The following is a 25,779-nucleotide window of genomic DNA, read 5'->3' as shown; positions in this document are numbered from 1 at the left end:
GAAATCCACCGAGATCGGCGGCACGCCGGGTTTCGCAGTGGCGCAGAGAGGGTCCGGTCGGCAGAATCGAGTCCATGACATCTTCGCGACCCGCCCAGAACTCGGGCGGGTCACGTACATCCAGCCCCGGACTGGCCGTCGCTGCGGTAGCCAGACGCCTCGGGGTTGCCCCCGCGACCCTGCGCACCTGGGACCGCAGGTACGGGCTCGGCCCATCAGGCCGCACCGCTGGATCACACCGCCGCTACACACCGGACGACGTCGCCCGGCTGCTCGTGATGCGTCGGCTGACGCTCGAGGGCGTGGCGCCGGTGGACGCCGCCCGCGCCGCCGTCGAGGCGGGGGACGCAGAGCTGGAGGTCGCCACCCGGTCCGCGCCGGCGCTCCCCACCGTGCGGGTCGAGGGCGAGCCCGATTCCGAGACCGAGCCCGACTTCGCGGAGAAGTTTCTCGGTACGGTCGAGGCGCCGACCGAGGCACGGAAGGGCGCCGGCGGAGCCGCGCCGGCTTCGGGCAGCGAGCAGGCGGACGAGCCGCGCGGCCGTGCGCGCCTGCGGGCCCTGCCCGGTGGCGCGACGGGCGGCGGTGCCTCGGCCCCGGCCGGGGGTGGGCCTCGGTCGGCCGCGTCCCCCGCGCCGACGTCGGGCCGGGTGTCCGCCCTGGTCGACGCCGCTCTGGCCTACAGCCGGACCGCCTGCGACAACCTCCTCTTGCTGGGCCCGGACGGCGACCCGGCTACCTGGTGGACCGAGCTCGTGGAGCCCGCGTGGCTGCGGCTGTCCGAGCGGACGGTCCTGGCCGGCCCCGGTGAGATGCCCGAGGTGGTGCTCGCGACGTCCGCGCTGCGCGCGCTGCGCAACTACACCGAGGAGTTCGAGCGGGTGATGGTCGAGGCGGGCGGCCCGCCGGCCAACCACCCGAGCCGGATGCGCAAGATCGTCCTGGTGTTCGCCGCCCCCGACGAGGTGGTGCCGCTCTCCGCGCACGCGCTCGCCGCAGCGCTGGCCGCGCAGGGTTCGATGGCGCGCATCGTGACGGGTCCCGCGAGCACCCACCGCTCGGTCGAGCTGGTGACCATGGTCCGTCCGACGGCGGTGGTGCTGGCCACCACGCAGAACAAGCCGGACCTCGACGTCGTGCACGCGGTCAACGAGAGCTACCCGGAGCTGCCGATCTTCGTCGGCCTGCGGGCCGACGCCGCCGCGACGGACCTGCCGTTCGGGCCGACGGTGCAGCGGGTGCGCTCGTTCACCGGGCTGCTGCACGAGGTGCTCGCCGTCATCAAGGCGAGGTGACGCACGCCTCGGGCTGGTATCACCGCCCGGCCAGGATCCGCGGCCGCTCCGGCCGTAGACTTGCTGCATGACGGACCAGACCTCGCCGGCCGACCCGTTCGGTTTCCTCGGGCTCACCTACGACGACGTCCTGCTGCTACCGGGTTACTCCGACCTGGCGCCGTCGGACATCGACACGACGTCTCGCCTGACGCGCGAGATCTCGCTCAAGATCCCGCTGCTCTCCGCGGCGATGGATACGGTCACCGAGTCGGCCATGGCCATCGCCATGGCGCGCCAGGGCGGCCTCGGTGTGCTGCACCGCAACCTCTCCATCGAGGACCAGGCCTACCAGGTCGACCTCGTGAAGCGGACGCAGACCGGCATCATCACCAACCCCGTCACGATCGGCCCGGACGCCACGCTCGAGGAGCTCGACACCCTCGCGGGCCAGTTCCGGATCTCCGGCTTCCCGGTGGTCGACGCCGAGAACAAGCTGATCGGCATGGTCACCAACCGCGACCTGCGCTTCACGCCCGTCGCCGAGTGGGCCACCACCAAGGTGGACGAGGTGATGACGCCGCAGCCGCTGATCACCGGCCCGGCCGGCATCTCTCGGGACGACGCCACGCTGCTGCTGCGCAAGCACAAGCTGGAGCGGCTCCCCCTGATCGACCCCGACGGCCGCATCACGGGGCTCATCACCGTCAAGGACTTCGTGAAGTCGGAGCAGTTCCCGAACTCGTCCAAGGACGGCCAGGGGCGCCTCATGGTCGGCGCGGCGATCGGCTACTTCGGCGACGCGTGGCAGCGCGCCACCGCCCTGATCGACGCCGGCGTGGACGTGCTCGTGGCCGACACCGCGCACGGCAACGTGCGCATGCTGATCGACATGGTCAAGCGCCTCAAGACCGACCCCGCCACCAAGGACGTGCAGGTGATCGGCGGGAACGTCGCCACGCGCCAGGGCGCGCAGGCGTTCGTAGACGCCGGGGCCGACGCCGTGAAGGTCGGCGTGGGACCGGGCTCGATCTGCACCACCCGCGTCGTGACCGGCGTGGGCGTGCCGCAGATCACCGCCGTCTACGAGGCGTCGCTGGCCTGCAAGCCGGCGGGCGTGCCCGTCATCGCCGACGGCGGCCTCAAGCACTCGGGCGAGATCGGCAAGGCCATCGTGGCCGGCGCCGACACCGTGATGCTGGGCTCGCTGTTCGCAGGCTGCGAGGAGACGCCGGGCGACCTGGTGCTCGTCAACGGCAAGCAGTTCAAGACCTACCGCGGCATGGGCTCGATGGGTGCCATGTCCTCGCGGGGCAAGAAGTCCTACTCCAAGGACCGGTACTTCCAGGCCGAGGTCACGAGCGACGACAAGATCGTGCCCGAGGGCATCGAGGGCCAGGTCGCGTACAAGGGGCCGCTGTCCACAGTGGCGCACCAGCTCATCGGTGGCCTGCACCAGACGATGTTCTACACCGGCTCGCGGACCGTCCCGGAGCTGCAGACCGACGGCCGGTTCATCCGCATCACGTCGGCGTCGCTCAAGGAGAGCCACCCGCACGACGTGCAGATGACCGTCGAGTCGCCGAACTACAGCGGCTTCTGACCGACCCAAACCTCTCCTTGTTGATGAGTGCCTCAAAATGCCGGGGTAGTCGTCTGGCGAGGTAGTCACGTACACGACTACCTCGCCAGACGACTACCCCGGCATTTTGAGGCACTCTCGGGTCCGGTCGAGCCGCCCGGGCTAGCTCGTCAGCTCGACATGACGCGCTCGTGCAGGGTCTGTACCGCGTACCGGGCGGACCAGAAGGCGCCGTGCTGCCACGCGGAGACCTCCGACATCCAGTCGCCCGCGAAGTAGACGTTGCCCGCACCCTGCTGCAGCAGCTTGAAGCCGGCAGAGGTGGTGTTCGGGAAGGCCCAGGCGCCCTCGATGTAGGGCATCTTGTGCCAGGCCATGGAGAAGGAGCTGTCCAGCTCGGTGCGGTACTTCTCCCCGTGGATCTTCACGCCCTGCTCGACGGCCCGCAGCTCGCGCTGCCTCGGGGTCATGTCGGCGTACGCGCGGGCGTTGGCGCCGGTGTTGTAGTAGCCGACGATCAGTCCCTTCCGCTCGCCGTAGCCGTAGGACGGGTACCACAGGTGGGCGAGGTCCATGTCGGTCTCGGTGATCCCGCCGAAGATCCGGTGGTCGTCCTCCCACCACCGCGACCGATACTGCAGGCCGATCTTTCCGGCGGGGGAGCCGACGGCGAACTCGCCGAGCGCCGCGTCGATCGCGGGCCCCCAGTTGGTGTCCCACCGCCGCATGATGCCCGCGGGCGCGGCGACGACCACGAAGTCCGCCTCGATCTGACGCTCACTGCCGCCCGGGGCGGTGTAGGTGACCTTTGCCCCGCCGCTGGTGTTCTCGACACCGGTGACGGGGGACCTGAACTTCACGTTGTGCTGGCCGATTGCCCGGACGAAGTACTGGTAGATCGTGTCCATGCCGCCCTTCGGCTGGAACATGAGCATCGACTGCTCCCAGTTGATCTCGAACGGGAAGTACTGGCCCACCTTCGAGGCCAGCACCTCGGAGACCGTGCCGGGTCCGGGTAGTGGCGTGCCGTGCTCGTTCCATGCCGACGGATAGACCTCGAAGCCGCGGTTGCTGCCGCCGGCGTACGCGCCGTCGGACCCGAGCGAGCCCCAGCTGCGCAGGTAAGAACGCAGGTTCTCCTTGTCCTCTTCCGTCAGCTTCTGGTCCAGGGCGCCCTGGTCGGTGGCGTAGTGCAGCAGCTCGGAGGTGTAGCCGTGGACGTCCGCCTTGGCGGTCCGGTAGCGCACCGGGTTGCCCGGTGTCGCGCCGGACCGCTCGTTGTAGATATAGGCGTCGGCGTTCGCGTTCGTGAAGACCTCGTACGGCACGCCCAGCTCGCGCAGGTAGTCCATGGTGACCATCCACTGTGCGATGCGGGCGGCGCCGGCGTTCATGTAGATGCCGTCGGCGAACCGCGCGGTCTGCGTGACGCCGTCGACGTCGGTCTCGGAGTCGCCGCCGCGGATCGTCAGAGTCCGACCGCCGGGCCGGTGCCTTGCCTCGAGCACAGTCACCCGGTAGCCGGCCTTCTGCAGCTCGTAGGCGGTTGCGAGGCCGGCCGGGCCGGCCCCGACCACTACTACCTTCTTCGCGGAGCGGCCGGTCAGCGTGAAGTCGCTGCCGCGCGGCGGGACCCAGGACTCGGCCCTCGGCTGGGCGGCGGCCGTCGGCGCCAGCCCCATGGCGCCCATGGTCGCGAACATGACGCCGGCGCTGGAGCCCGCGCCGACAGCCTGCAGGAAGTTGCGGCGGGAGACGCCGGGGGTGCTCTCTTCGGTGACCACGGTCCCTACCTCTCGTTACGACGGGCCTGACGGGCGGAAGGACCCGGCCTGGACGCCAGAAGCCGCCGTCAGCACCACGCTGGACGCTATGCACGGCAGGTCACGGGGCCGGGTCTGCGCGGTTTCTATGCAATTGCCCGCAGTAACCATGTTGTTTCGGGGCTTTCGCGCAGATCGCCGTCTTTCCAGGGAAGGGCCGGTCACCGCCGTCGGACGTGTTCCTGGCGCGACCCGCGACGGTCATCCTCCGGAAATGCTCCCCGGCTAACGTCACCCGCCACCCAGTGCACGCCCAGCCGGGTCGCAGCATCCGGGCGCCGTCGGGGCGCCCGGCGGGCCAACTCGAGGAGCGCCATGAAGAACCGCACGAAGCTCATCGCCGCTATCGTCGTCACCGCCGCGGTCGCCGTTCCGAGCACCGCCTTCGCCGCCGGCCACGTCTTCCGGCCCGATCCCTACCGAGCCCACTCCTTCGTTACCGGAGACACCCCGCTCATCGCCGACGGCGTGGCGATCGGCAAGAACGTCTCCTGGTACAAGTCCTCCGGCCTTGGCCCTGCCGCGAGCAACACCGCGCCGGGCGCGTCCCCGGAGGAGCGCTACATCCCTACTGACGTCTTCCCGGGCGGCGAGCTGTCCGACGGTGTGACCATCACCGAGGCGCAGGGCATCAACGCCCTCACGCGAATCGGCGCGAACCTGGAGAGTGCCGGCCTCGACTACGACGACGTCATCTCCATGCGCGTGTTCCTGCAGAACCCCGCGGGCGAGGAGAAGATGGACTTTGCCGGGTGGAACCGGGCCTACCGCCAGTTCTTCGCCAACACGAACCTCGCGACCGGCGAGGTGCTCGACGTGCAGCTCGGTTCGTCGACGACCGAGCCGATGGTCGTCAACGGCGCTCGCCCGTCGCGCTTCGCCCTGGAGGTCGAGAACCTTCCGGTGGACGGGTGGCTCGTCGAGGTCGAGGTCGACGCCGTGTATCCCCGCTGAGCCGCCGGTCTGTCCGGCTGAGCCCGGCCACGCCTCGATATCCGGGGCGTGGCCGGCGTGCAAGGTGCCCCGTCAGGCGCCGGCGGCGTGCTGTACCGGCCACGCCCCGGAGGCGCCGGGGCCCTCGAGGCCCTGCTCGCGGCGCCACTCGTTGAAGCTCACCGCCCACTGGCGGTGCGCGCCGATCTGCTGCTGGTGCAGGTCCGCCAGGGACATGCGGGCCAGATGCGGGAACCGGAGGGCCAGGGCCTCCAGCACGTCGAGCGTGGCGAGCACGTCGACCTCCGCGGTGTGCAGGTCGCCGTCCGACGTGACGCCGTACCACTCCGACAGGTCGCCGAGGCGGCGCTTGCCGGGGCGGTACCGGTCCAGCCAGCGGTCGATGACCAGCGGGTCCACGACCGGCTCGACCGGGCGGCCCAGGCGCTGGGGGAGGGTCTTGAGCCCGTGGCGCAGCAACTCGGAGTCGAGCAGCGAGAGGTCGAAGGCCGCGTTGTAGGCGACCACGGGGACGCCGTCGGCCAGGTGGGCGGCGAGCTCGGCGGCGATCTCTTCGAGCGCCTCCAGGGGCTGCACGCCGTGGGCGCGCGCGTGCTCGGTGGAGATGCCGTGGATGGCGGCGGCCTCCTCCGGTATCTCCACACCCGGGTCCATCAGCCAGGTGCGGACCTCGGTGCCCGCTCCGGGCGTGCGCAGCACCAGGGCTGCCGTGACGATGCGGTCGCCCGCGACGTCGACCCCTGTGGTCTCGGTGTCGAAGCCCAGCAGCGGCCTGTGGATCCAGGTCTCGTTCATGGTGTCCTCCCTGCTCGTCCGGGTTTCCGCCGCTGTGCCGTCCAACGGTGCGCGGCCTCCCGGTGCGTCCACGGAGAACCTTGCCACCGGTCACTGACACTCAGGCTCATCACACCCCGCACATCACCGGATGCTGCGCGCTTTGTCAGGTCGGATGGGTAGGCTTGGCGGGTGAGCAACGAGATCGAGATCGGACGCGGCAAGCGCGGGCGGCGCGCCTATTCCTTCGACGACATCGCGGTGGTGCCGTCCCGGCGTACGCGCGACCCGAAGGACGTCTCGGTCGGCTGGCAGATCGACGCCTACCACTTCGACCTGCCGATCCTCGCGGCACCGATGGACTCCGTGATGACCCCGGACAGCGCCGTCGCGCTGGGCCGGTTCGGTGGCCTCGGGGTGCTCGACCTCGAGGGCCTGTGGACCCGCTACGAGTCGCCCGAGCCGCTGCTCGCCGAGATCGCGGCCCTGCCCGCTGACGAGGCGACCCGCCGCATGCAGGCGATCTACTCGGAGCCCATCAAGCCGGAGCTCATCACGCAGCGTCTCAAGGAGATCCGGGCCGCGGGCGTCACGGTCGCCGGTGCGCTCACCCCGCAGCGCACGCAGGAGTTCTACAAGACGGTGGTCGACGCCGGCGTCGACCTGTTCATCATCCGCGGCACCACGGTCTCGGCCGAGCACGTCTCGGGCAACGCCGAGCCGCTCAACCTCAAGCGGTTCATCTACGAGCTGGACGTGCCCGTCGTCGTCGGCGGGGCCTCGACGTACACCGCGGCGCTGCACCTCATGCGCACGGGCGCCGCGGGCGTGCTCGTCGGGTTCGGCGGCGGTGCCGCCCACACCACCCGCGTCAGCCTGGGCATCCACGCACCCATGGCCACCTCGGTGGCCGACGTCGCGGCGGCCCGCCGCGACTACCTCGACGAGTCCGGCGGCCGGTACGTGCACGTCATCGCCGACGGCGGCGTGGGCCACTCGGGCGACATCGTCAAGGCCGTGGCCTGCGGTGCGGACGCCGTCATGCTCGGTGCCGCGCTCGCCCGCGCGGCCGAGGCGCCCGGCCGGGGCTTCCACTGGGGCCCCGAGGCGCACCACCCGCAGCTCCCGCGCGGCGAGCGCGTCGAGGTGGGCACGGTCGGCACGCTGGAGGAGATCCTCTTCGGGCCGGGCAAGCAGGCCGACGGCACCCTGAACCTCGTGGGCGCGCTCCGGCGCGCCATGGCCACCACCGGCTACTCCGATCTCAAGGAGTTCCAGCGGGTCGAGGTCGTCGTGTCGCCGTACCAGCCGCGGTGACGGCGTTCCCCAGCGGCGAGCAGCTCGCCCCGGTCCTCGCCGCGGCTCCCGCGGCCGACGGTGAGTTCGTCGAGATCACGGATGCCGACGTCGACCAGGTCGTCGAGCTGTGGCGGGCCTGCGGGCTGACCCGGCCGTGGAACGACCCGCACCTCGACATCGCCGACGCCCGGGCGGGCGACACGTCGACAGTCCTGGTCGCGCGGGCCGACGGCCGCGTGACCGCCTCCGCGATGGCCGGCTACGACGGGCACCGCGGCTGGCTCTACTACGTGGCCGTCGCGCCCGGGCTGCGGAGCACGGGCCTGGGCCGGGCGGCCGTCGTCGCTGCCGAGGCGTGGCTGGTCGCGCGCGGCGCGCGCAAGATTCAGCTCATGGTGCGGACCACCAACACGGACGTGCTCGGCTTCTACGGGCGGCTCGGTTACACCGACCAGGAGTGCACGGTGCTGGGCCGCTGGGTCGAGTCGGACTGAGCGGAAGGCACCGCGTGCCGCGCTCGTGCGGCCTCCGCGATGAAAACGCTCTGAAAGTCAGTTTCACACACCTATCAATACGTGGTGCAGGGTTTTGCGCGTAGGGTGGCCGCCATGATCGACGACGCAGCAGCCGACGCAGCCGCGAGTGGTGCCGTCGGCGGCGTGCTCGACCCCGAGCACCCGCAGGGGACCTTTGTCCTTGAGCCCGGGGTGATGGCCCCGCTCGTGGCACGAATCGCGACCTCCGAGGGGTCGGGCACCCACCGGTCCATGTGCCCGTTCTCGGGCGCGCCGCTCGTGACGTTCCCGGTCTCCTCGGCCGAGGACGTCGCCGCGTCGGCCGTCCGGGCGCGGGTCGCGCAGCGGACCTGGGCGCGCGTGCCGGTACGTGATCGCGCCGGCGTCCTCCAGCGGCTCGGTCGCATCGTCCTGGAGCGGCAGTCCGAGGCGCTCGACCTCATCCAGCTCGAGACCGGAAAGGCGCGCCGCGCCGCCTTCGAGGAGGTCGCGGACATCGCCCAGGTCGCTCGGCACTATGCCGTGCGTGGTGAGCGCTACCTCGCGTCCCGCCGGGTCCGTGGCATGGTCCCGCTGCTCGCGGGTGTGCAGGTGCACCGGCGGCCCGTGGGCGTCGTCGGCGCGATCTCGCCGTGGAACTACCCGCTGGTGCTCGCGCTCTCGGAGGCTCTGCCCGCGCTCCTGGCCGGCAACGCCGTGCTGCTCAAGCCGGACCCGCAGACCACGCTCACCGCCCTGTGGGCGGCCGAGGCCCTGGACGACGCGGGCCTGCCCGCGGGCCTGTTCCAGGTGGTCGCGGGCGGTCCCGAGGTGGGCGAGGCCCTGATCGAGCACGTGGACCACATCGCGTTCACGGGCTCCACCGCCACGGGTCGCAAGGTCGCGGCGCGGGCGGGCGAACGCCTCATCGGGGCCACGCTCGAGCTGGGCGGCAAGAACGCGCTCTACGTGACCGAGGACGTCGACGTCGACGCGGCGATACCCGGCATTGTTCGGGCCTGCTTCTCGAACGCGGGCCAGCTGTGCGTCTCCATCGAACGTCTGGTGGTGCACGAGGCCGTCGCCGAGGAGTTCGTCGCGAAGTTCGTGCGCGCCGTGCGGAACCTGCGGCTCAGCCCGGCCCTGGACTACTCGGCGGACGTCGGATCGCTCACCTCCGCCGCGCAGCTCGACAAGGTGACGGCGCACGTGGACGACGCGCTGGCCCGCGGCGCACGGGTGCTCGCCGGCGGGGTGCACCGCGCCGACGTCGGCCCGTATTTCTATGCCCCGACGGTGCTCGACGACGTCCCGGCGCAGGCCGTGGTCGGGCGCGAGGAGACCTTCGGGCCGGTCGTCACGATCACCCGCGTCGACTGTGACGAGGACGCCGTCGCCGTCATGAACGACACCGAGTACGGGCTGCACGCCGCAATCTGGTCGCGGGACGTCGGTCGGGCGCGGCGCGTGGCCGCGCGCGTCGAGACCGGGTCGGTGGCGATCAACGACGGGTACACGATGACCTGGGGCTCCGTCTCCGCGCCGCTCGGCGGCTGGAAGGCTTCCGGCCTGGGCGGGCGGCACGGGGCGGCGTCGATCACCGGGCTCACGCGGCAGCAGACGGTGGTGACGTCCCGTGGCGCCCGGTTCGGCGCGACGCTCGACAGCCTCTACGGCCTGGGCGGAGACACCCCGAGCCGCGTGCTGACCACCGCCCTGGAGGCGATGCGCAAGCTGCGCATGGCGTGAGGCGGAGGTGCGGCGCGGCGTGAAGTGAACGGTCGTCACTGGGCCCGGTACGCTCGCCCGCATGACGACGCAGCTCCACGCCTTCTGGAAGTCCGCCAACTCGCTGCCGGTGATCGGCGGGCTGCTCGGGAAGCGGATCTTCACCACTGCCTACAGCTTCAAGGCGCCGTACTTCGGCAGCATCGCGCCGCGCGTGGTCGACATGCGCCCGAACTACGGCGAGGTAGTCGTGCCCAACCGCTGGCGCAACCGGAACCACATCGGCACGGTGCACGCGATCGCCGTCTGCAACGGGCTCGAGATGGCCATGGGCTCGCTCGCCGAGGCCACCGTGCCCGACGACAAGCGGTGGCTGCCGAAGGGTATGGAGGTGGCCTACCTCGCGAAGTCGACCGGCGACGTCACCTGCGTGGCGGAGACGGACCAGGCCCAGTGGGACGGGGACGAGCCGGACCTGCCGGTCCGCGTGCGCGGCGTCCTGGCCGACGGGACCGTGGTGGTCGAGGGCACCATCCACCTCTGGGTCACGCCGAAGAAGAAGTGACGGTTCAGGACTTCCCCACGAGGTCTGTCAAACCCGGCCAGGGTAGGTATCCGGTCGCGATGATGACCGCCTGACGCACCCTTGGGTCTTCATCCATGGCCGCCATACGGAGCTCGCCGACAAAATCGTCGTCTTGTGTCCCAGGTGCGGTGAGGGCGGCGGCGTAGAGAGCAACAAGCTTCTGGCTCCTGTCTGCTGCCTCCTTGAGCCCTCGTCGGGCTTCCTCGTGGCTCCACAGGTCGCACTTCTCCTGAATCTGCTGAGTGACCTCATCCCGCCCTTCGCCTCGCACGGTGAGGTAGCGCATACCGATTGGTTCATCGTCGACATGGTGAATCTCGGCGCGCTTGTCATAGGTGATCCAGATGTCGACAAAAGCGCCGGCTTCTTCCCGACGGAAGTCGACAACATCCCAGTCAAGGTCCCAGGCGAGCCGTTTAACAGCCCGGACGGAATAGTCTTGCTTGAGGACAAAGCGACTGGAACTGATCATCGTATGTCCGCGCTCAGCCCACGCGCCTGCGCCCCAGGGAGCGGACCGCGGCCTTCCAGCTCGCCGGCAGCTCCCGCACGTGCCACCAGGCCCACTGCGCCGGCTGCACGCTCGCGGCGCTCACGCCCACCCCGACGGCGTCCAGCCCGGCCTCGACGCAGGAGTAGAGGGTGCGGCGCAGGTGATAGTCCTGCGTGACGACGACGGCGGTACGCACCCCGTACAGGTCGTGAGCGCGGCGGCACGTGGCAGTGGTGTTGAAACCCTCGCGGTCCAGCACTATCGCGTCGTCGGGGACGCCGAGGTCGTTGTCCAGGATCCAGCTGCGCATCGAGCCGGGCTCGTCGTACCTGGTGCCGTCGGCGTTGTCGTGCGCGTCGCCGCTCAGGATCACCGTGGGCGCGACGCCCGCGCGGTAGAGCTCGGCGCCGGCCTCGACGCGGCGGCGCAGGTACGTCGACGGGGTGCCGTCGGCGCGGAGCCCGGCCCCGAGCACGACGACGGCGTCGGCCTTCTCGATCTCGCTCGAGTCGTGCCGCACCCGGACGTGGCCGGTGGCCTGCACGATGGCGACGGGGACGGTGAACGCGACGGCGAGCACACCCGCGACGATCGCGGTGGCCTTGAGAGGAGTCACGACCGGAACGCTACCGTGTCCTCGCGCTGCTCCGGGTGATCACCCAGGTCAGGCAGCCAGGAGCGCCAGCTCGGCGCGGAGGTTCGCCTCCGCCGCGGCCTGCCAGCGAGCCGCGCCCGGTGCGGTGCGGAACAGCGGGCCGCCGGCCAGGAGCATGCGCAGCACCTCGGACCGCCCGGCGCGGAACAGCGGGTCGGGCACGTCGCAGTACTCGGCGCGGACCTGGTGGGTGTACCGCGTGTAGACGGCGGGGCTGCCGCCCAGCACGGCCAGGTCGGCGTCGCTGACCAGGCCGCCAATGACGTCGTCGGGCGCCGGGTCGTGGTCGGCGGTGACCATGACCAGACGTGCGATCTCGTCGACGTCCTCGCCGGAGACCCCGGTCCCGGCGAGGGGGCCGAGCAGCTCGGTCACCAGCGCTGCCGAACGTTCCTCGTCCTGCCGCGCGACGCCGTCGTGCACCGCGTCGTGGAACCACAGGGCGAGGCGGGCGCGCCAGAGCGCGCGCTCGGAGACGCGGGCGTCGGCCGCGACGGTGTCCAGCGCGTCCAGGGCGACGGCCAGGTGCAGGGTCGAGTGGTAGACGCGGTGCGGCTCTCGCCAGCGGTCGACCAGGTCCTCGCCGGCCTTGCGGGCCAGGCCCGGGTCGGCCCACAGGGTGTCCCAGCGGGTCAGGAGCGTCGCCCGCTTGGCGCGGTTCCGCTCGGCACCCGACACGCGCAGCCCTGAGGCGGCGAGACGCCGGGCCAGGTCGCCGCCCTCGATGGGCACGGCGCCCGCCGCGACCAGCGCGTCGTACCGCGCGGCCGGGACGTCGTAGTGGTCGAGGTCGAGCGCGCGATCCGGCACCTCGGCCGCCCGGGCGAAGAGGCGGAGCTCCTGCAGCGACCCGTCCGAGACCAGGTGGGAGAACAGGGTCCCGTGCGCGGGCCAGACCGGCGGGTCGATGAAGAGAGTCACGGAGCGAGGTTAGCGCTCGACGGTGCGGGTGATCTTTGGATCTCACCCGCCCCAGGGTCGGTTTTGGTCACGCGCGCCCCATTCAGCCCCTTAGATTCCTCCTCGGTCTGATGGCGTCACGTGGTGTGGCGTCCTTGAGCGAGAGGCGGGCGGTGGCTGTTCGGCCTGGTGCGGGTGGCAGCGACCTGGTTGCTGGAGTGATCGCATTGACACTTGCGGTCTCGAAAAGCCCGCATCGATGGTGGCGCATTTACTGATGAGTAGACCAAAGACGAAATTGCAACTAATCCGTGATCTGCAGGGGCAGGGGTTAATCGACCCCGACGCTTCAGTTTCACGCACCGGTTCGGTCGTTTGGGACAACGGGGTTATGGAATACATGCTCACCGTCGCTCGGGCGGGTGACGGTACTGTGGAGTGGCGCCTCGCTGTTGACGACAAGAAACTTGGTCAGCGCCTGACCAAGTTCGGCAGATTCGCTGTTGGGGTGCACCCTGTTCGGTCGAACAGATTCGAGTGGCCCGGTGCGAGAGAATTATTGGAGCCGATGGCTTTAGAGATTTGTTCTGGTCTTCAGCAGGTGAAAGATCGGAACGAATTGTGTCTTGCTTTCATGAGCGAGGCTGATGTGAACGGCGATGAGACATTCATCTGGCTTCCTCCTGCGAGTTATCCATCGCGCCTCGTTAAGTCCCTTATTCTAGCTCGTGAATTGGCTGATCCGGCGCTAGTTGCGGCTGTTGCGGATAGGATTGAAGCACTTCCGGGGTCACGTGACAATGCGGGTAGGCCGGAGTCGGGCCGCGACGTCGTAGGTAGGTACGCTCAGCAGTACTCGAAGGAGCTCGGGTTTGAGGTCGCGATCCCGTAGTTTCATCTCGTGACCTCAGCAGGGGCCTCCAGGAGTGCAATTTTGCGGAGGCTCGTGGAAACGGTGCCGTGATAATCGCGGGACGACGAATGTGTTGTTCGCCACGGGTGTGGATGTGCGGAGTAATTTCGTTGTGTTGAGTGAGTTCGTTCGGTGGCACATTCGGTTCAAGTCAGGAAGAACTTCATATGGATACCGTGATCGGGTTTGTGATCATCGCTTTGTTTGTCGGCCTCGCCGCGATCGGCGCGCAGTGGCTTTTCCGCCGGGCAGCCGCCAAGCGCACAGGCACCGGCCTCGTGCAGATCATCATCTGGGCGCGCTCCGGCCGGGTTCCTGGCCTGTCCCGGCAGAAGAAGTGGACCAAGGCCAAGGTGAGCGTGGACGAGTCCGGCCGCCTGGTGTGGACCAAGCCGGCGGGCGACTCGCTGGCGGTAAAGCTGCAGAGCCGGGACTCTCGCCCGCGCAACAAGAGCGATCTGTGGTTCCTCGACCCAGGCACCCCGGTCTGGGATGCCGTCACCGAAGACGGCCAGGATCTGGGGATCGTCATTCCTCAGGCGCGTGAGCGTTCGATCGTCGAACGGCTTCCGGTCGTAGAGCACACGACGGCCTAGTCAGCTTGCAGCCCTCGCGCTGGCACAGATGACGGCGAGAGCCGGTGGCGATGCGCATATGCCTCGCCACCGGCTCTCGCCGTCCGCACCCGGTTCAGCCCTGCACCACCTGCCACGGCGCGTGCCGCCCACCGGGCTCCTGCCCACGCGTGATCCGCGTCGCCCGGTACCGGTCGCCGTCGTGCACCACGACGTCGCCTCTCGTGAAGATCCGCGACGCCGTCCAGACCGCGGTGCCGTCCCCGGACCGGACGATCTCCTGCCACGCGCCATATACCGAGGTGCCCGGTTCCTGCTGGGTGCGCCAGGCCGCCCGGTAGTGCGCCCCGTCGTGGAACACCTCGTCGCCGGCGCGATACGTCGTCGACGCCGCCCAGACCGGCGAGGGTTCACCCGGCGCCTTCGCCATGACCTCGATCTCGCTGACGATCATGTGCGTGTTCTCCCGGGCGGTCAGCACCACCCGGACGGCGTCGGCGCGCAGGTCGGCGGGGATGTCGACCACCGGCGCGGCGCCGTCGGACGTCACCGGGACCGGGTCGCCGACCGCCTGCCACGCGCCGTCGACCCGGGCTTCGAGCGCCACGGCGCTCGCCCAGCTGAGGTGCGAGCCGTCCCGGTAGAAGCGGGTGACGACGCGGGTGACGTCGCGCTCCGTCGGCAGGGTCACCGTCAGTGTGTCCGAGACGTTCTTGGCGTCGGGGCGCCAGTTGGACCAGCCCTTGTCGCTCAGGTCGCCGTTGATCACTCGTTCGACCGGGTAGCCGGGCTCGGTGTAGGTGGCCGACGCCGTCGTGCCGGCCACGAGCGCCGCGTTCGTCTCGCCCGGCTCGGTGACCAGCACCCGGACGGTCGCCGGCAGCGTCGTGGAGTCGCCGGCGTCGGCGGCCCCGGTCAGCTCGACCACGCCGATCTCGTCGAACGCGCCGGCGGGCGCGTCGTCCCACGTCACCGGCCGCACCACTGTCGCGCCACGGGACGCGACCGCGGAGACGACGGCGGGCAGCTCCGCATCGCCGCCCACGTACGCCGCGCCGCTGGCGGGCAGGGTCCGCACCAGGGTGTCGACGACGACGGTGGCGGTGGCCTCGACCGTGCCGCCCGCCGGGACGGCCACGGTGCCGGGGACCTCGACGGTCCCCTTCTGCGCCCACGCCTCGTCCCCGGGCACGTCCCAGGTCACGGGCAGCGCTCCCCGCGGGCCGCCCGGGTACACGGGAGTGACGGTCTGCGGCAGCTCCGGAGTGGTGCCGGGGACGGTGAACACGTCGACCGGGCTGGTGCCCAGCACGGTCTCGTCTCCGATCGCCCAGCGCTGGTTGGCGTTGGAGTTGGCGAGGTAGGTGCCGACCGGCGACCCGTCGCCAGTGGCCTCCCCGCCCACCTCGAGCAGGGTGCCCGATACCGCGTTGACCAGGGTGTACGTGCCGTCTCCGGTGGTGGACAGGACCCAGCGGGCGGCGTCCGGGGTGTCGGCGGGGTCGGCCGGGGCATCGACGAGCACGGCGGACGTGTCCGCGCTGATCGCCAGCTGCTCGCCGGTGCCGACGTTGGTCACGGCGTACCGCGTGCGGTGGGAGCCGGAGCCCTCGGGTGCGCCGAGGGCGTCGAGCGTCCACAGCTGCTCGGCCGCGGTGGGGTCGTCAGTGGCGATCTGCACGCCGCCGTCGCCGTCGGGCGTCAGGGAGCGGCCGGACTGGACGCCGTCGAGCCGGTACACGTGGCCGTCCTGCGCCAGCTCGGCGTCGTCCGCGACGCCGGAGGCGCCGTCGACCACGAACGTGGTGACCGACTCCGCCGGCACGGTTAGCGTCGCCGCGGCGTCCTGCACGGCCACCGGCTCGCCCTCGACGAGGTAGCCGTCGACGCTGGTCACGACGGGGGTGACGGTCGCGCCCGCGGCGATGTCCGCGAAGCCGGAGAGGTCGAGGGTGACCTCGCGCTCCGCCGTCGTGTCGTTGACGTGCACCACGGTCGCACCGGAGCCCGAGGCGGACACCGCCGCGGTGCTGTCGGCGTCGTCCACGCCGATCAGCCGGTCACCCGGCGCGATGTAGTGCGTGAAGTTCTGGGTGACCCAGTACTTGGTGTTCGTGTAGATGGGGCAGGTCTCCAGCGTGTCCTGCGCGGTGCAGGAGAACGGGATCTGGATCTCGCCCCAGTTGCCGCCCTCGGGGCTCTCGCCGCCGGGCGCCATGTTGTCGTAGTCCTCGACGGGCTGCCAGAAGACCCACGCAGACGGTTCCAGCTCGCGCAGGTCGTCCACTATCTGGTGCGCGCTGCCCAGGCCGGACTCCATCGACTCGAAGTCCTGGCCGGTGCTGGACCAGGAGCCGCCGACCTCGCTCATCCACAGGGGCTTGTCCTCGCCCTTGGCGATGTCGCGCACGGTGGTGCGCTGCCCGGTGCCGTAGGTGTGCACGTTGAGCTGGGACACCTGGTCGCGCACCGCCGCCGGGTAGGCGTTCCAGTTCGTGGCGAACCGGCCCGGGTTCGTCTCGTCCATCGCGGCGATCGCGGCGTCCGTCGTCGAGCCGCCGATGGCGTCCGCGAGTGCCGGGATCACCTGCTGCTGCAGGCCGGGGCCCATGTGGGCGCCTTCCTGGCGGCCGCCGGTCGGGTTGCCGTCGGCTCCGAGCTGGGTGCCCCAGTAGTTGGTGTTCGGCTCGTTGAACGGGTCGATCGTGTCGACGTCGATGCCGTGTGCGTCCTCGAGCCGCTCGGTCGCGCCGACGACGTAGGCGGCGAAGTCGTCGATGCTCTCGGGCTTGAGCTGGTCGGTGTTCGCGTTGAAGCCGCCGGAGACGTAACCGCTGACGGTCTGGAACCACGGCGGGGAGTTGCTGAACGTCTCCCAGTGGGTGATGTCGTCCTTGATGCGGTCCACCCACCAGCGCTGGGTGGCGTCGGCGTCCGGGTTCCAGTGGTCCGGGTTCGCCGGGTCCCACCAGTCGACGTCGTCCCTCGTGGTGCCGTCGGGCGCCTGCCACCAGCCGTCGACGGCGGCACCGGCGCGCAGGTAGTCGGGCACGTCGGGGGCGTTGCCGCCGCCGATGTTGTACCGGGCGATGTTGAGGTTCATCCCGTCGTCGCCGAACAGCATGTCGGCGAGCTCGTTCTTGATCTCGTCGGGGTAGCCGCCGGTGGCGTTGGCGAACCACACCAGGCTCGTGCCCCAGCCTTCGAAGGGCTCGCCCGCGTACGACGGGTCCGGCCGCACGGTCACCCCTGGCGCGGCGGTCGTCGAGGCGGCGTCGGCGACGGCGCCGGGCTGGGCGCTCGCCGTCGCCGGGACCAGCCCGGCCGCGAGCAGCGCGCTCGCCGCCATGACGACGCCTGCGCGCCGTCGTCCTGCAATTCGGGTACTCGAGCTCATCAGTGAGCCCTCCTCTCGCGCCAGTGCGATGGGTCAGGACGTGCGGTGCGGATGCCGGCGTGAACAGCAGCTCGTCAGCGAACGGATGTTGACGTCATCATTTCCGGGTGCGATCTTCCTCGGCGGCGCCGCGGACGTCAAGCCCCGGGCGCCGCCTCCTGGTTGGGGACCGAGGGGTGTCAGCCCTCGACGAGGGCGGCGGCCTGCCGCGCGATAGCCAGCTCCTCGTTGGTCGGGACGACCATGACCAGGGGAGTCTCGACCGGCTCGACCCGCGGCCGGGGCTCGACCGAGATCACCCGAGCCTCGTCCGACCGGGCCTCGTTCAGCACCGGATCCACGGTCAGGCCGAGGAACTTCAGGTCCCGCACCACCCCCGAGCGGACCCGGTGATCGTTCTCGCCGACGCCGGCGGTGAAGGTCAGCACGTCGATGCCGCCGAGCACCGCCGCGTAGGCGCCCACGTACTTGCGCAGCCGGTGCAGGTAGACGTCCAGCGCCAGGCGCGCGTCCGCGTCGCCGTCGACCACGAGCTTGCGCAGCTCGCGCATGTCGCTCACCCCGGACAGGCCGAGAACGCCCGAGCGCTTGTTGAGCAGGGTGTCGACCTCGTCGCCGGACATCCCTCCGCGCACCAGGTGGAAGATGACGCCCGGGTCCACGTCACCGGAACGGGTGCCCATGACGAGGCCCTCGAGCGGGGTCAGGCCCATCGACGTGTCGAGCGGCCGGCCGCCCAGGATCGCCGACGCCGACGCCCCGTTGCCCAGGTGCAGCACCACCTGCCGCAGCGTCTCGGGCCCGCGGCCCGCGGCCGCCAGCTTCTCGACGACGGCCGGGTGCGCGGCCACTGCGGATGACACGAACTGGTGCGACGTGCCGTGGAAGCCGTAGCGCCGCACGCCGTGCTCGGCGGCGACCTTGCGGTCCAGCGCGTACGTGGAGGCGGCCGGCGGGAGCGTCGCGAAGAACGCGGTGTCGAACACCGCGACGTGCGGCACGTGCAGCAGCTCGCGCGCCACCTCGATGCCGGTCACGTTGGCCGGGTTGTGCAGCGGGGCGAGGGGGATCAGCGCGCGGATCGCCTCCACGGCGTCGTCGTCGATCAGGGTGGGGGCGGAGAACACCTCGCCGCCGTGCACCACCCGGTGCCCGACGGCGACGATGCCTGCCTCGGCCAGCGACGGCCCCACCTCGTCGAACAGGCCGACGACGGTCCGCAGCGCCTCGTCGTGGTCGGACACCGCCTGGTCGCGCACCACCTGCTCGCCCTTGCTCTCGTGCTCGACCGTGCCCGCGGCCTGCCCGATGCGATCGACGATGCCACCGGCCACGGCCTCCCCCGAGGCCGGGTCGACCAGCTGGTACTTCAGGGAGGAGGACCCGGAGTTCAGGACGAGGACGGTGCTCATGCGGTGGGCTCCTTGCTCTGCGCCTGGATGGCGGTGATCGCCACGGTGTTCACGATGTCCTGGACCAGCGCGCCGCGGGACAGGTCGTTCACGGGCTTGTTCAGACCCTGCAGCACCGGCCCGACGGCGACCGCGCCCGCCGACCGCTGCACCGCCTTGTACGTGTTGTTGCCCGTGTTCAGGTCTGGGAAGACGAACACGGTGGCGCGCCCGGCGACGTCGGACCCGGGCAGCTTGGACGCGGCGACCGAGGCGTCGACGGCCGCGTCGTACTGGATGGGGCCCTCGACGTGGAGGTCCATGTCGGCCTTGGCGATGCGCTCGCGAACGAGCTCCGTCGCGGTGCGGACCTTGTCGACGTCGGCGCCCGTGCCGGAGGTGCCCGTGGAGTAGGACAGCATCGCGATGCGCGGCTCCACGCCGAACTGCCTGGCGGTGGCCGCCGACGAGACCGCGATGTCGGCGAGCTCGTCCGACGTCGGGTCGGGGATGACCGCGCAGTCGCCGTACACAAGCACGCGGTCCTCGAGGCACATGAGGAACACCGAGGACACCGAAGACGTACCCGGCTTCGTCTTGATGATCTCGAACGACGGCCGGATGGTGTGGGCCGTCGAGTGCGCGGCGCCCGAGACCATGCCGTCGGCGAGGCCCAGGTGCACCATCATCGTGCCGAAGTAGGAGACGTCGGTGACGATCTCGCGCGCACGCTCGACCGTCATGCCCTTGTGCGCGCGCAGCCGCGTGTACTCGGCGGCGAACTTCTCCACGTGGTCGGGGTCGTGCGGCGACAGCACGCGGGCGGCCTCGATGTCGAGGCCCAGCTCGGCGGCGCGGGCGCGGACCGGCTCCGCCTCGCCCAGGATCGTGAGGTCCGCGATCTGCCGGGCCAGCACGGTGGACGCGGCGCGCAGGATCCGGTCGTCCCCGCCCTCCGGGAGCACTATGTGGCGGCGGTCGCCGCGGGCCCGCTCGATCAGCTGGTACTCGAACATGAGCGGCGTGACCACCTGCGGCCGCGGCAGGTCGAGGCGGGCCGCCAGCGCGCCGGAGTCGACGTTGCGCTCGAACAGGGCGCGGGCGGTCTCCACCTTGCGCACCGAGCTCTTGTCCACGCGTCCGCGGGCCTCCGCCGCCGCGCGGGCCGTGCGGTAGGTGCCCAGGTCGGTGGTGATGATCGGCAGCTTGGGGCGCATCGCCTCCAGCAGCTCCGCCGGGCGGCCCTTCGGATAGAACCCGCCGTTCAGGATGATCCCGGCCAGCGACGGGAACGACGGCGTCATGTGCGTGGCGAGCAGGCCGATGAGCAGGTCGGTCCGGTCGCCCGGGGTGATGATGACGGCGCCGTCGGTCAGCCGCTCCAGCAGGTGCTCGAAGCTCATGGCGCCCACCTGCAGCTCGAGCGCCTCGCGGCCCAGCAGCTCCGGGTCACCCAGGACGAGCTTGCCGTCCACGGCCTCCAGCAGCTGGCCCACCGTCGGGGCCTGCAGGAACGGCTCCTCCGGGATGGTCCACACCGGGAGGTCGGGCTGGGCCTCGGCCAGCAGGGTCCGCACGTCCAGCGCGCTGTGCGTGTCCGCGCGGTTGACGACCAGCCCGATCGCCTGCGCGTGGTGGGCCGCCAGCTCCGCGAGGCTCACGTCGGCCAGGGCGCGTACGCCCTCCGGCGTGCGCTCGCGGCCCGACACCACGAGCAGCACGGGCGCGCCCAGGTTGGCCGCGATGCGCGCGTTGAACGAGAGCTCGGTGGGGCCCGCGACGTCGGTGTAGTCGGTGCCGAGGATCACCACCGAGTCGCAGCGCGCCGCCAGCTCGTGGAACCGGGCCACGATGCGGCTCAGCGCATCCTCCGGGTCGGTGTGCAGGTCGGCATACGTCACGCCGACGGCGTCGTCGTACGCGATGTCGACGCCGTCGTGCTCCAGGAGGAGCTCCAGCACGTGGTCGCGTTCGCCGCTCGTGCTCTCGGCCTCGGTCGCGCGCGACACCGGCCGGAAGACCCCGACCCGCTGACCCTTGCGGACGAGCAGGTCGAGGACGCCCAGCGCGACCGTCGACTTTCCGCTCTCGCCCTCGGGGGATGCAATGACGATGCTGCGGGTTTCGCCGGTCAAGTTCAGCTCCGTGGTTCTACTCGTTGTCTCCGCCGGTGTCGAGCGTAGCCGCGAGTACCTGAGACCCGGTACCACCCTCGAGCGCCGCCGGCCAGACCCAGTCGCGCACCTCGGGGATGTCGTCGCCGTGCTCGCGGGTCCAGGAGCGGGCGCGCAGCCGCGCGTCCTGCATGCGCTGGCGCAGCCCGGCCTGCGCGCTGCCGAGCGACGGCACCCGGTCGATGACGTCGATCACCAGGTGGTACCGGTCCAGGTCGTTGAGCATGACCATGTCGAACGGCGTCGTCGTCGTGCCCTCCTCCTTGTAGCCGCGCACGTGCCAGTGGACGTGGCCCGTGCGGCGGTAGGTGAGGCGGTGGATGAGCCACGGGTAGCCGTGGTAGGCGAACACCACCGGCCGGTCGTTCGTGAACAGCCCGTCGAACTCGGAGTCGGTGAGGCCGTGCGGGTGCTCCTTGGCGTCCTGCAGCCGCATGAGGTCGACGACGTTCACCACGCGCACCTTGAGGTCGGGCAGCTCCCGGCGCAGGATGTCCGCCGCGGCGAGCACCTCCAGGGTCGGCACGTCGCCCGCGCAGCCCAGGACGACGTCGGGCTTCTCGCCCGCCACCTCGGTGCCCGCCCACTCCCAGATGCCGAGGCCGCGCGTGCAGTGCTCGATCGCCGTCGGCATGTCGAGGAAGTTGGGCGCCGGCTGCTTGCCCGCGACGACGACGTTCACGTACTGGCGGCTGCGCAGGCAGTGGTCGTAGGTGGACAGCAGGGTGTTGGCGTCCGGCGGGAGGTAAACCCGGACGATCTCCGCCTTCTTGTTCACCACGTGGTCGATGAACCCGGGGTCCTGGTGGCTGAACCCGTTGTGGTCCTGGCGCCAGACGTGGCTGGACAGCAGGTAGTTCAGGGACGCGATGGGCCGCCGCCACGGGATGTCGTTGGTTACCTTGAGCCACTTGGCGTGCTGGTTGAACATCGAGTCGACGATGTGGATGAACGCCTCGTAGCTCGTCAGCAGGCCGTGCCGGCCGGTCAGGAGGTAACCCTCCAGCCAGCCCTGCACCTGGTGCTCGCTCAGCATCTCCATGACACGGCCCGCGCGGGCCATGTGCTCGTCCACCTCCGGCCCGATGTACTCGGCGTTCCACTGCTTGTTCGTCACCTCGTACACGGCCTGCAGCCGGTTCGACGCCGTCTCGTCCGGCCCGAAGATGCGGAAGTTGTCGGGGTTCAGCCGGATCACGTCGGTGAGCCACTGGCCCAGCACGCGCGGCGCCTCCGACGTCGACCCGCCGGGGACCGGGACGTCCACCGCGTAGTCGCGGAAGTCCGGCAGGCGCAGGTCCTTGAGGAGCAGCCCGCCGTTCGCGTGCGGGTTGGCGCTCATCCGCAGCGCGCCCTCCGGCGCGAGCGCGGTGATCTCGGGCAGCACGCGGCCGTCGGCGTCGAACAGCTCTTCCGGCCGGTAGGACCGCAGCCAGTCCTCCAGGACCTTCAGGTGCTCCTGGGTGTCCCGCGCGTTCGCGAGCGGCACCTGGTGCGCGCGCCACGACCCCGTGGTCTTCTTGCCGTCGATCTCCGCCGGGCCGCTCCACCCCTTGGGTGTGCGGAACACGATCATCGGCCACATCGGGCGGCTGAGATCGCCCTTCGCGGCCCGGCTCTTGATCGCGGCGATCTCGTCGAGGACCTCGTCGAGCAGGGCCGCGAACCGGCGGTGCGTCTCGAGCGGCGGCTCGGCCTCGTCGTACCCGCCGTCGAAGAAGTACGGCCTGTGCCCGTACCCGACCATGAGGTCGTTCAGCTCCCGTGGCGCGATGCGCGCCAGGACCGTCGGGTTCGCGATCTTGTAGCCGTTGAGGTGCAGGATCGGCAGGACGACGCCGTCCTGGGCCGGGTTGATGAACTTGTTCGAGTGCCAGGAGGTGGCGAGCGGCCCGGTCTCGGCCTCGCCGTCGCCCACCACCGCCGCGACCAGCAGGTCGGGGTTGTCGAAGACCGCGCCGTAGGCGTGGCTGAGGGAGTAGCCGAGCTCGCCGCCCTCGTGGATCGACCCGGGCGTCTCCGGCGCGACGTGGCTCGGGATGCCGCCCGGGAACGAGAACTGCCGGAACAGGCGCCGCACGCCCTCGGCGTCCTCGGTGATGTCGCTGTAGACCTCGGAGTAGGTGCCGTCCAGGTACGCGGAGGCGACCAGGCCCGGCCCGCCGTGGCCGGGGCCCGTGACGTAGACCGTCTCCTGCTGCCGCTCCTTGATGGCGCGGTTCAGGTGCGCGTACAGGAAGTTCAGGCCTGGCGTCGTGCCCCAGTGGCCGAGCAGCCGTGGTTTCACGTGGTCGGGGGTGAGGGGCTCGCGCAGGAGCGGGTTGTCGAGCAGGTAGATCTGGCCGACCGAGAGGTAGTTGGCGGCCCGCCACCACGCGTCGATCCGTTCCAGCTCGGCGGGCTCCAGCTCGGCGACGCCGGTGGCGCGCCATCGGGTGGCCGGAGAGTCGGGGACTGCTGTCGTGGTCATCGCTCACGCTCCTACTGCGAGTTACGTGCGGGATCCGTGCCGGGTTGCTGCCCGTTCATTCGAACGCAGAACCGTCCTGCCCGCGAGACGACCGCGCGGCTCGCTGATCTGTGACGTGTGCAGGTTGTCCCGGTCACCTGTGCCGCCGACCGGTCCGCGGCGGTTACCGTTGAGGTTATGCCTGCCAGTGCCCCCAGCACACCCGATCCGAGGGTGATCGACGCCGACCCGAGCACCGAGCGACGCACCTTCCTCCAGGTCGCCCGGCAGCCCCGCATGATCGGGCTGCTGCTCGTGTTCGTGCTGGCAGCGCTCGTGTGCGGCCGGCTGGGCGCCTGGCAGCTGGACCGGGCGTACGAGCGAGCGGAGCTGGCCGCGCAGCAGGAGGCGGCCGAGGCCGCGGCGGCCGGGCCGTCCGCGCTGGGCGACGTGCTCGCACCGCAGGAGAGCTTCCCCGGCGAGCTCGTGGGCCGCGAGGTCCGGGTGACCGGCGAGTTCGAGCCCGCCGGATCGCTGGTGGTCCCCGGCCGCGCACTGGAGGGGCGCACCGGCTACCTCGTCCTGACCCCCTTCCGGGTGTCCGACGACGGGACGGGCGGCGCGTCCTGGGCCGACCTCTCCGGCGCCCCCGTGCTCGCGGTGGTCCAGGGCTGGGTGGCCACACCCGCCGACGCCGAGGCGCTCACCCTGCCGACCGGCGAGGTCACGCTGACAGGGTGGCTGCAGGTGGGCGAGTCGACGTCGGGCAGCGCCGCCGTGGTGGACGGGCAGACCGAGCAGATCGCCCTGAGCGCGCTCGTCAACGAGTGGGGCGGGCCGATCTACACGGGCTACCTCGTGGCGACCCAGGGGCCGGGCTCACCCGAGGACGGCGGGGTCGCCGCCCTGCCGCGCCCCACCATCGACGGCGGCTCGGGCGCCAACCTGCAGAACATCTTCTACGCGTTGCAGTGGTGGGTGTTCGGCGGGTTCGCCGTGCTCCTGTGGGTCCGCCTGGTGCGCGACGAGATGGCCGGCGGACGCCGGGGCGGCGAGCCCACCGACGCCGGCACGGGCATCGCGGGCCTGCCGTCGGCCTGAGCCTCAGCTCTTGATGCTCTCCAGCATCCGGCCGACCGCCCGCTCCAGGATCGGGCGGGGCATCGCCGCGTTGAGCCGCACGAAACCCTGACCGGCCGCGCCGCACAGGGCGCCGTCGATCAGGGCGACGCCCGCCTGCTCGTGGAACCAGACGGCCGCGCTCGCGGGCCCGCCCGGGAGGTCCAGACCCCGGCAGTCCAGCCAGGTCAGGTACGTCCCCTCGGGTGCGCGGTAGCCGATCCCGGTCCCGTCGAGCAGCTCGCCCAGCCGCGTGACGTTGCCGTGCAGGTAGGCGACGAGGTCGTCCAGCCAGTCCCGGCCCTCGGCGTAGGCGACCCGGTTGGCCAGCACGCCCGGCGTCGACGCGCCCTCCTCGATGCGTTCGGCGCCCGCCTCGTTCCAGAGCTTCACGTCCGTGTCGTTGGACAGGACGACCTGCGCGCACTTGAGGCCCGGCAGGTTCCACGCCTTCGAGGCCGAGGTCGCGGTGAGGGTGTGGCCCGCCGTCGTCTCGTTCAGGGATGCGTACGGGACGTGCCGGCGGCCCGGGTAGACCAGCGGGGCGTGGATCTCGTCGGAGAAGACGCGCCCGCCGTGGCGGTCGACGACCTCGGCGACGGCCAGCATCTCGTCGGGCTCGAGGACCCGGCCGATCGGGTTGTGCGGGTTGCACAGCACCAGCAGGTGCCCGCCCGCGCGGAACGCGGCGTCGAGCGCGTCCAGGTCGTACGTGTACCGGCCGTCGGCGTCGCGCCGCATCGGGACCTGGATGAGCTCGCGGCCCAGCTCGCCCGGCAGGGTCTGGAACGGCATGTACGAGGGGGTGGGCACGATGACCGGCGAACCGGGGCGCGAGAAGTGCTCGATGGTGTGCACCAGCGCGGTCAGCACGTCGGACACCGCGCGCACCCGTTCCGGGTCCACCGTCCAGGAGTACCGGTCGGCGGCGAACGCCGCGTACGCCTCTGACGTGCCCGTCACGAGGCCGTGCGGGAGATAGCCGAGCATGCTGCGGTCCACGGCGTCGTGCAGCGCGGCGGCGATCGGGGGCGCGATCGGGAAGTCCATCTCCGCGACCCAGGCCCCGATCGCGTCGGGAAAGGCCGTCCACTTGAGGCTGCCGTTCTCGCGGAGGCGGTCGGCCGTGAGGGCGTCAAAAGCGTGGGCGTTCACGCTTGCATTGAAGCAGGTGCCGCTCGTTTCCTGTGCGGGTGCCC

19 protein-coding genes are annotated in these 25,779 nt (G+C 70.9%); 9 read left to right on the top strand and 10 right to left on the bottom strand.

Annotated features, from left to right (window positions below; all coding sequences use genetic code 11):
* Positions 1-74: 74 nt before the first annotated feature.
* Positions 75-1,295: a MerR family transcriptional regulator gene (locus tag C8K30_RS07455; RefSeq protein ID WP_108492251.1), complete on the top strand. Its 1,221-nt coding sequence runs from the start codon at positions 75-77 to the stop codon at positions 1,293-1,295.
* A gap of 67 nt (positions 1,296-1,362) precedes the next feature.
* Complete coding sequence (gene guaB, locus C8K30_RS07450) at positions 1,363-2,877, top strand: IMP dehydrogenase (RefSeq protein ID WP_108492250.1); 1,515 nt, start codon at positions 1,363-1,365, stop codon at positions 2,875-2,877.
* Positions 2,878-3,026: 149 nt separating this feature from the next.
* Here guaB and C8K30_RS07445 read toward each other — a convergent pair whose 3' ends face one another.
* On the bottom strand, positions 3,027-4,640 hold the full coding sequence (locus tag C8K30_RS07445; protein ID WP_108492249.1) for an FAD-dependent oxidoreductase: 1,614 nt from the start codon (positions 4,638-4,640) through the stop codon (positions 3,027-3,029).
* Positions 4,641-4,994: 354 nt separating this feature from the next.
* Between C8K30_RS07445 and C8K30_RS07440 the strand changes: the two genes are divergently transcribed.
* Positions 4,995-5,633: a Rid family hydrolase gene (locus tag C8K30_RS07440; RefSeq protein ID WP_108492248.1), complete on the top strand. Its 639-nt coding sequence runs from the start codon at positions 4,995-4,997 to the stop codon at positions 5,631-5,633.
* 72 nt (positions 5,634-5,705) lie between these two features.
* Here the strand turns inward: C8K30_RS07440 and C8K30_RS07435 are convergent, their stop codons facing one another.
* A complete protein-coding gene (locus C8K30_RS07435) occupies positions 5,706-6,428 on the bottom strand; it encodes an exonuclease domain-containing protein (protein WP_108492247.1) in 723 nt (240 codons plus the stop codon).
* 171 nt (positions 6,429-6,599) lie between these two features.
* Here C8K30_RS07435 and C8K30_RS07430 point away from each other — a divergent pair, with 171 nt between their 5' ends.
* The 4 genes from C8K30_RS07430 (at position 6,600) to C8K30_RS07415 (ending at position 10,493) form a co-directional block, all read left to right on the top strand.
* The gene (locus tag C8K30_RS07430; RefSeq protein WP_108492246.1) at positions 6,600-7,724 is read left to right on the top strand and encodes a GuaB3 family IMP dehydrogenase-related protein; all 1,125 of its coding nucleotides are present in this window, start codon (positions 6,600-6,602) and stop codon (positions 7,722-7,724) included.
* Positions 7,721-8,200 (top strand): GNAT family acetyltransferase, encoded by a 480-nt coding sequence (locus C8K30_RS07425; protein ID WP_108492245.1) that lies wholly within the window; start codon positions 7,721-7,723, stop codon positions 8,198-8,200. The genes C8K30_RS07430 and C8K30_RS07425 overlap by 4 nt, the downstream gene beginning before the upstream one ends.
* A 114-nt stretch (positions 8,201-8,314) precedes the next feature.
* Positions 8,315-9,949, top strand: a complete 1,635-nt coding sequence (locus tag C8K30_RS07420) for a succinic semialdehyde dehydrogenase (protein ID WP_108492244.1) — start codon at positions 8,315-8,317, stop codon at positions 9,947-9,949.
* A gap of 61 nt (positions 9,950-10,010) precedes the next feature.
* Positions 10,011-10,493 carry a hotdog fold domain-containing protein gene (locus tag C8K30_RS07415; protein ID WP_108492243.1) on the top strand — a complete coding sequence of 161 codons (483 nt, stop codon included), beginning with the start codon at positions 10,011-10,013 and terminating at the stop codon, positions 10,491-10,493.
* 4 nt (positions 10,494-10,497) lie between these two features.
* Here C8K30_RS07415 and C8K30_RS07410 read toward each other — a convergent pair whose 3' ends face one another.
* The 3 genes from C8K30_RS07410 to C8K30_RS07400 are packed head-to-tail and all read right to left on the bottom strand — an operon-like array spanning position 10,498 to position 12,583.
* Positions 10,498-10,986: a hypothetical protein gene (locus C8K30_RS07410; RefSeq protein WP_108492242.1), complete on the bottom strand. Its 489-nt coding sequence runs from the start codon at positions 10,984-10,986 to the stop codon at positions 10,498-10,500.
* Between the two features lie 13 nt (positions 10,987-10,999).
* On the bottom strand, positions 11,000-11,623 hold the full coding sequence (locus tag C8K30_RS07405; RefSeq protein WP_108492241.1) for a vancomycin high temperature exclusion protein: 624 nt from the start codon (positions 11,621-11,623) through the stop codon (positions 11,000-11,002).
* Positions 11,624-11,671: 48 nt separating this feature from the next.
* Positions 11,672-12,583, bottom strand: coding sequence for a DUF4031 domain-containing protein (locus C8K30_RS07400; RefSeq protein WP_108492240.1), 912 nt, complete (start codon positions 12,581-12,583; stop codon positions 11,672-11,674).
* A 1,059-nt stretch (positions 12,584-13,642) separates the two neighbouring features.
* Between C8K30_RS07400 and C8K30_RS07395 the strand changes: the two genes are divergently transcribed.
* Positions 13,643-14,071 carry a hypothetical protein gene (locus C8K30_RS07395; protein WP_108492239.1) on the top strand — a complete coding sequence of 143 codons (429 nt, stop codon included), beginning with the start codon at positions 13,643-13,645 and terminating at the stop codon, positions 14,069-14,071.
* A 94-nt stretch (positions 14,072-14,165) separates the two neighbouring features.
* Here C8K30_RS07395 and C8K30_RS07390 read toward each other — a convergent pair whose 3' ends face one another.
* The 4 genes from C8K30_RS07390 to C8K30_RS07375 form a co-directional block, all read right to left on the bottom strand.
* Positions 14,166-17,447, bottom strand: coding sequence for an RICIN domain-containing protein (locus C8K30_RS07390; protein ID WP_146197377.1), 3,282 nt, complete (start codon positions 17,445-17,447; stop codon positions 14,166-14,168).
* A 179-nt stretch (positions 17,448-17,626) separates the two neighbouring features.
* Entirely contained in the window at positions 17,627-18,859 is a 1,233-nt protein-coding gene (locus C8K30_RS07385; protein WP_108492237.1) for an acetate/propionate family kinase, read from the bottom strand.
* Entirely contained in the window at positions 18,856-20,973 is a 2,118-nt protein-coding gene (gene pta, locus C8K30_RS07380) for a phosphate acetyltransferase (protein ID WP_108492236.1), read from the bottom strand. Before pta ends, C8K30_RS07385 begins: the two co-directional genes overlap by 4 nt.
* Before the next feature lie 16 nt (positions 20,974-20,989).
* Positions 20,990-23,482, bottom strand: a complete 2,493-nt coding sequence (locus C8K30_RS07375) for a phosphoketolase (protein WP_199230390.1) — start codon at positions 23,480-23,482, stop codon at positions 20,990-20,992.
* A gap of 177 nt (positions 23,483-23,659) precedes the next feature.
* Between C8K30_RS07375 and C8K30_RS07370 the strand changes: the two genes are divergently transcribed.
* The gene (locus C8K30_RS07370; RefSeq protein WP_233257041.1) at positions 23,660-24,562 is read left to right on the top strand and encodes an SURF1 family protein; all 903 of its coding nucleotides are present in this window, start codon (positions 23,660-23,662) and stop codon (positions 24,560-24,562) included.
* A gap of 3 nt (positions 24,563-24,565) precedes the next feature.
* Here the strand turns inward: C8K30_RS07370 and C8K30_RS07365 are convergent, their stop codons facing one another.
* Positions 24,566-25,735 carry a MalY/PatB family protein gene (locus C8K30_RS07365; RefSeq protein WP_108492234.1) on the bottom strand — a complete coding sequence of 390 codons (1,170 nt, stop codon included), beginning with the start codon at positions 25,733-25,735 and terminating at the stop codon, positions 24,566-24,568.
* Positions 25,736-25,779: the final 44 nt, after the last annotated feature.

The sequence above is a fragment of the Promicromonospora sp. AC04 genome (genome assembly GCF_003058225.1).
In the GTDB taxonomy this organism is placed as follows: Bacteria; Actinomycetota; Actinomycetes; order Actinomycetales; family Cellulomonadaceae; genus Promicromonospora.
This window is presented reverse-complemented; position numbering and strand designations above follow the sequence as displayed.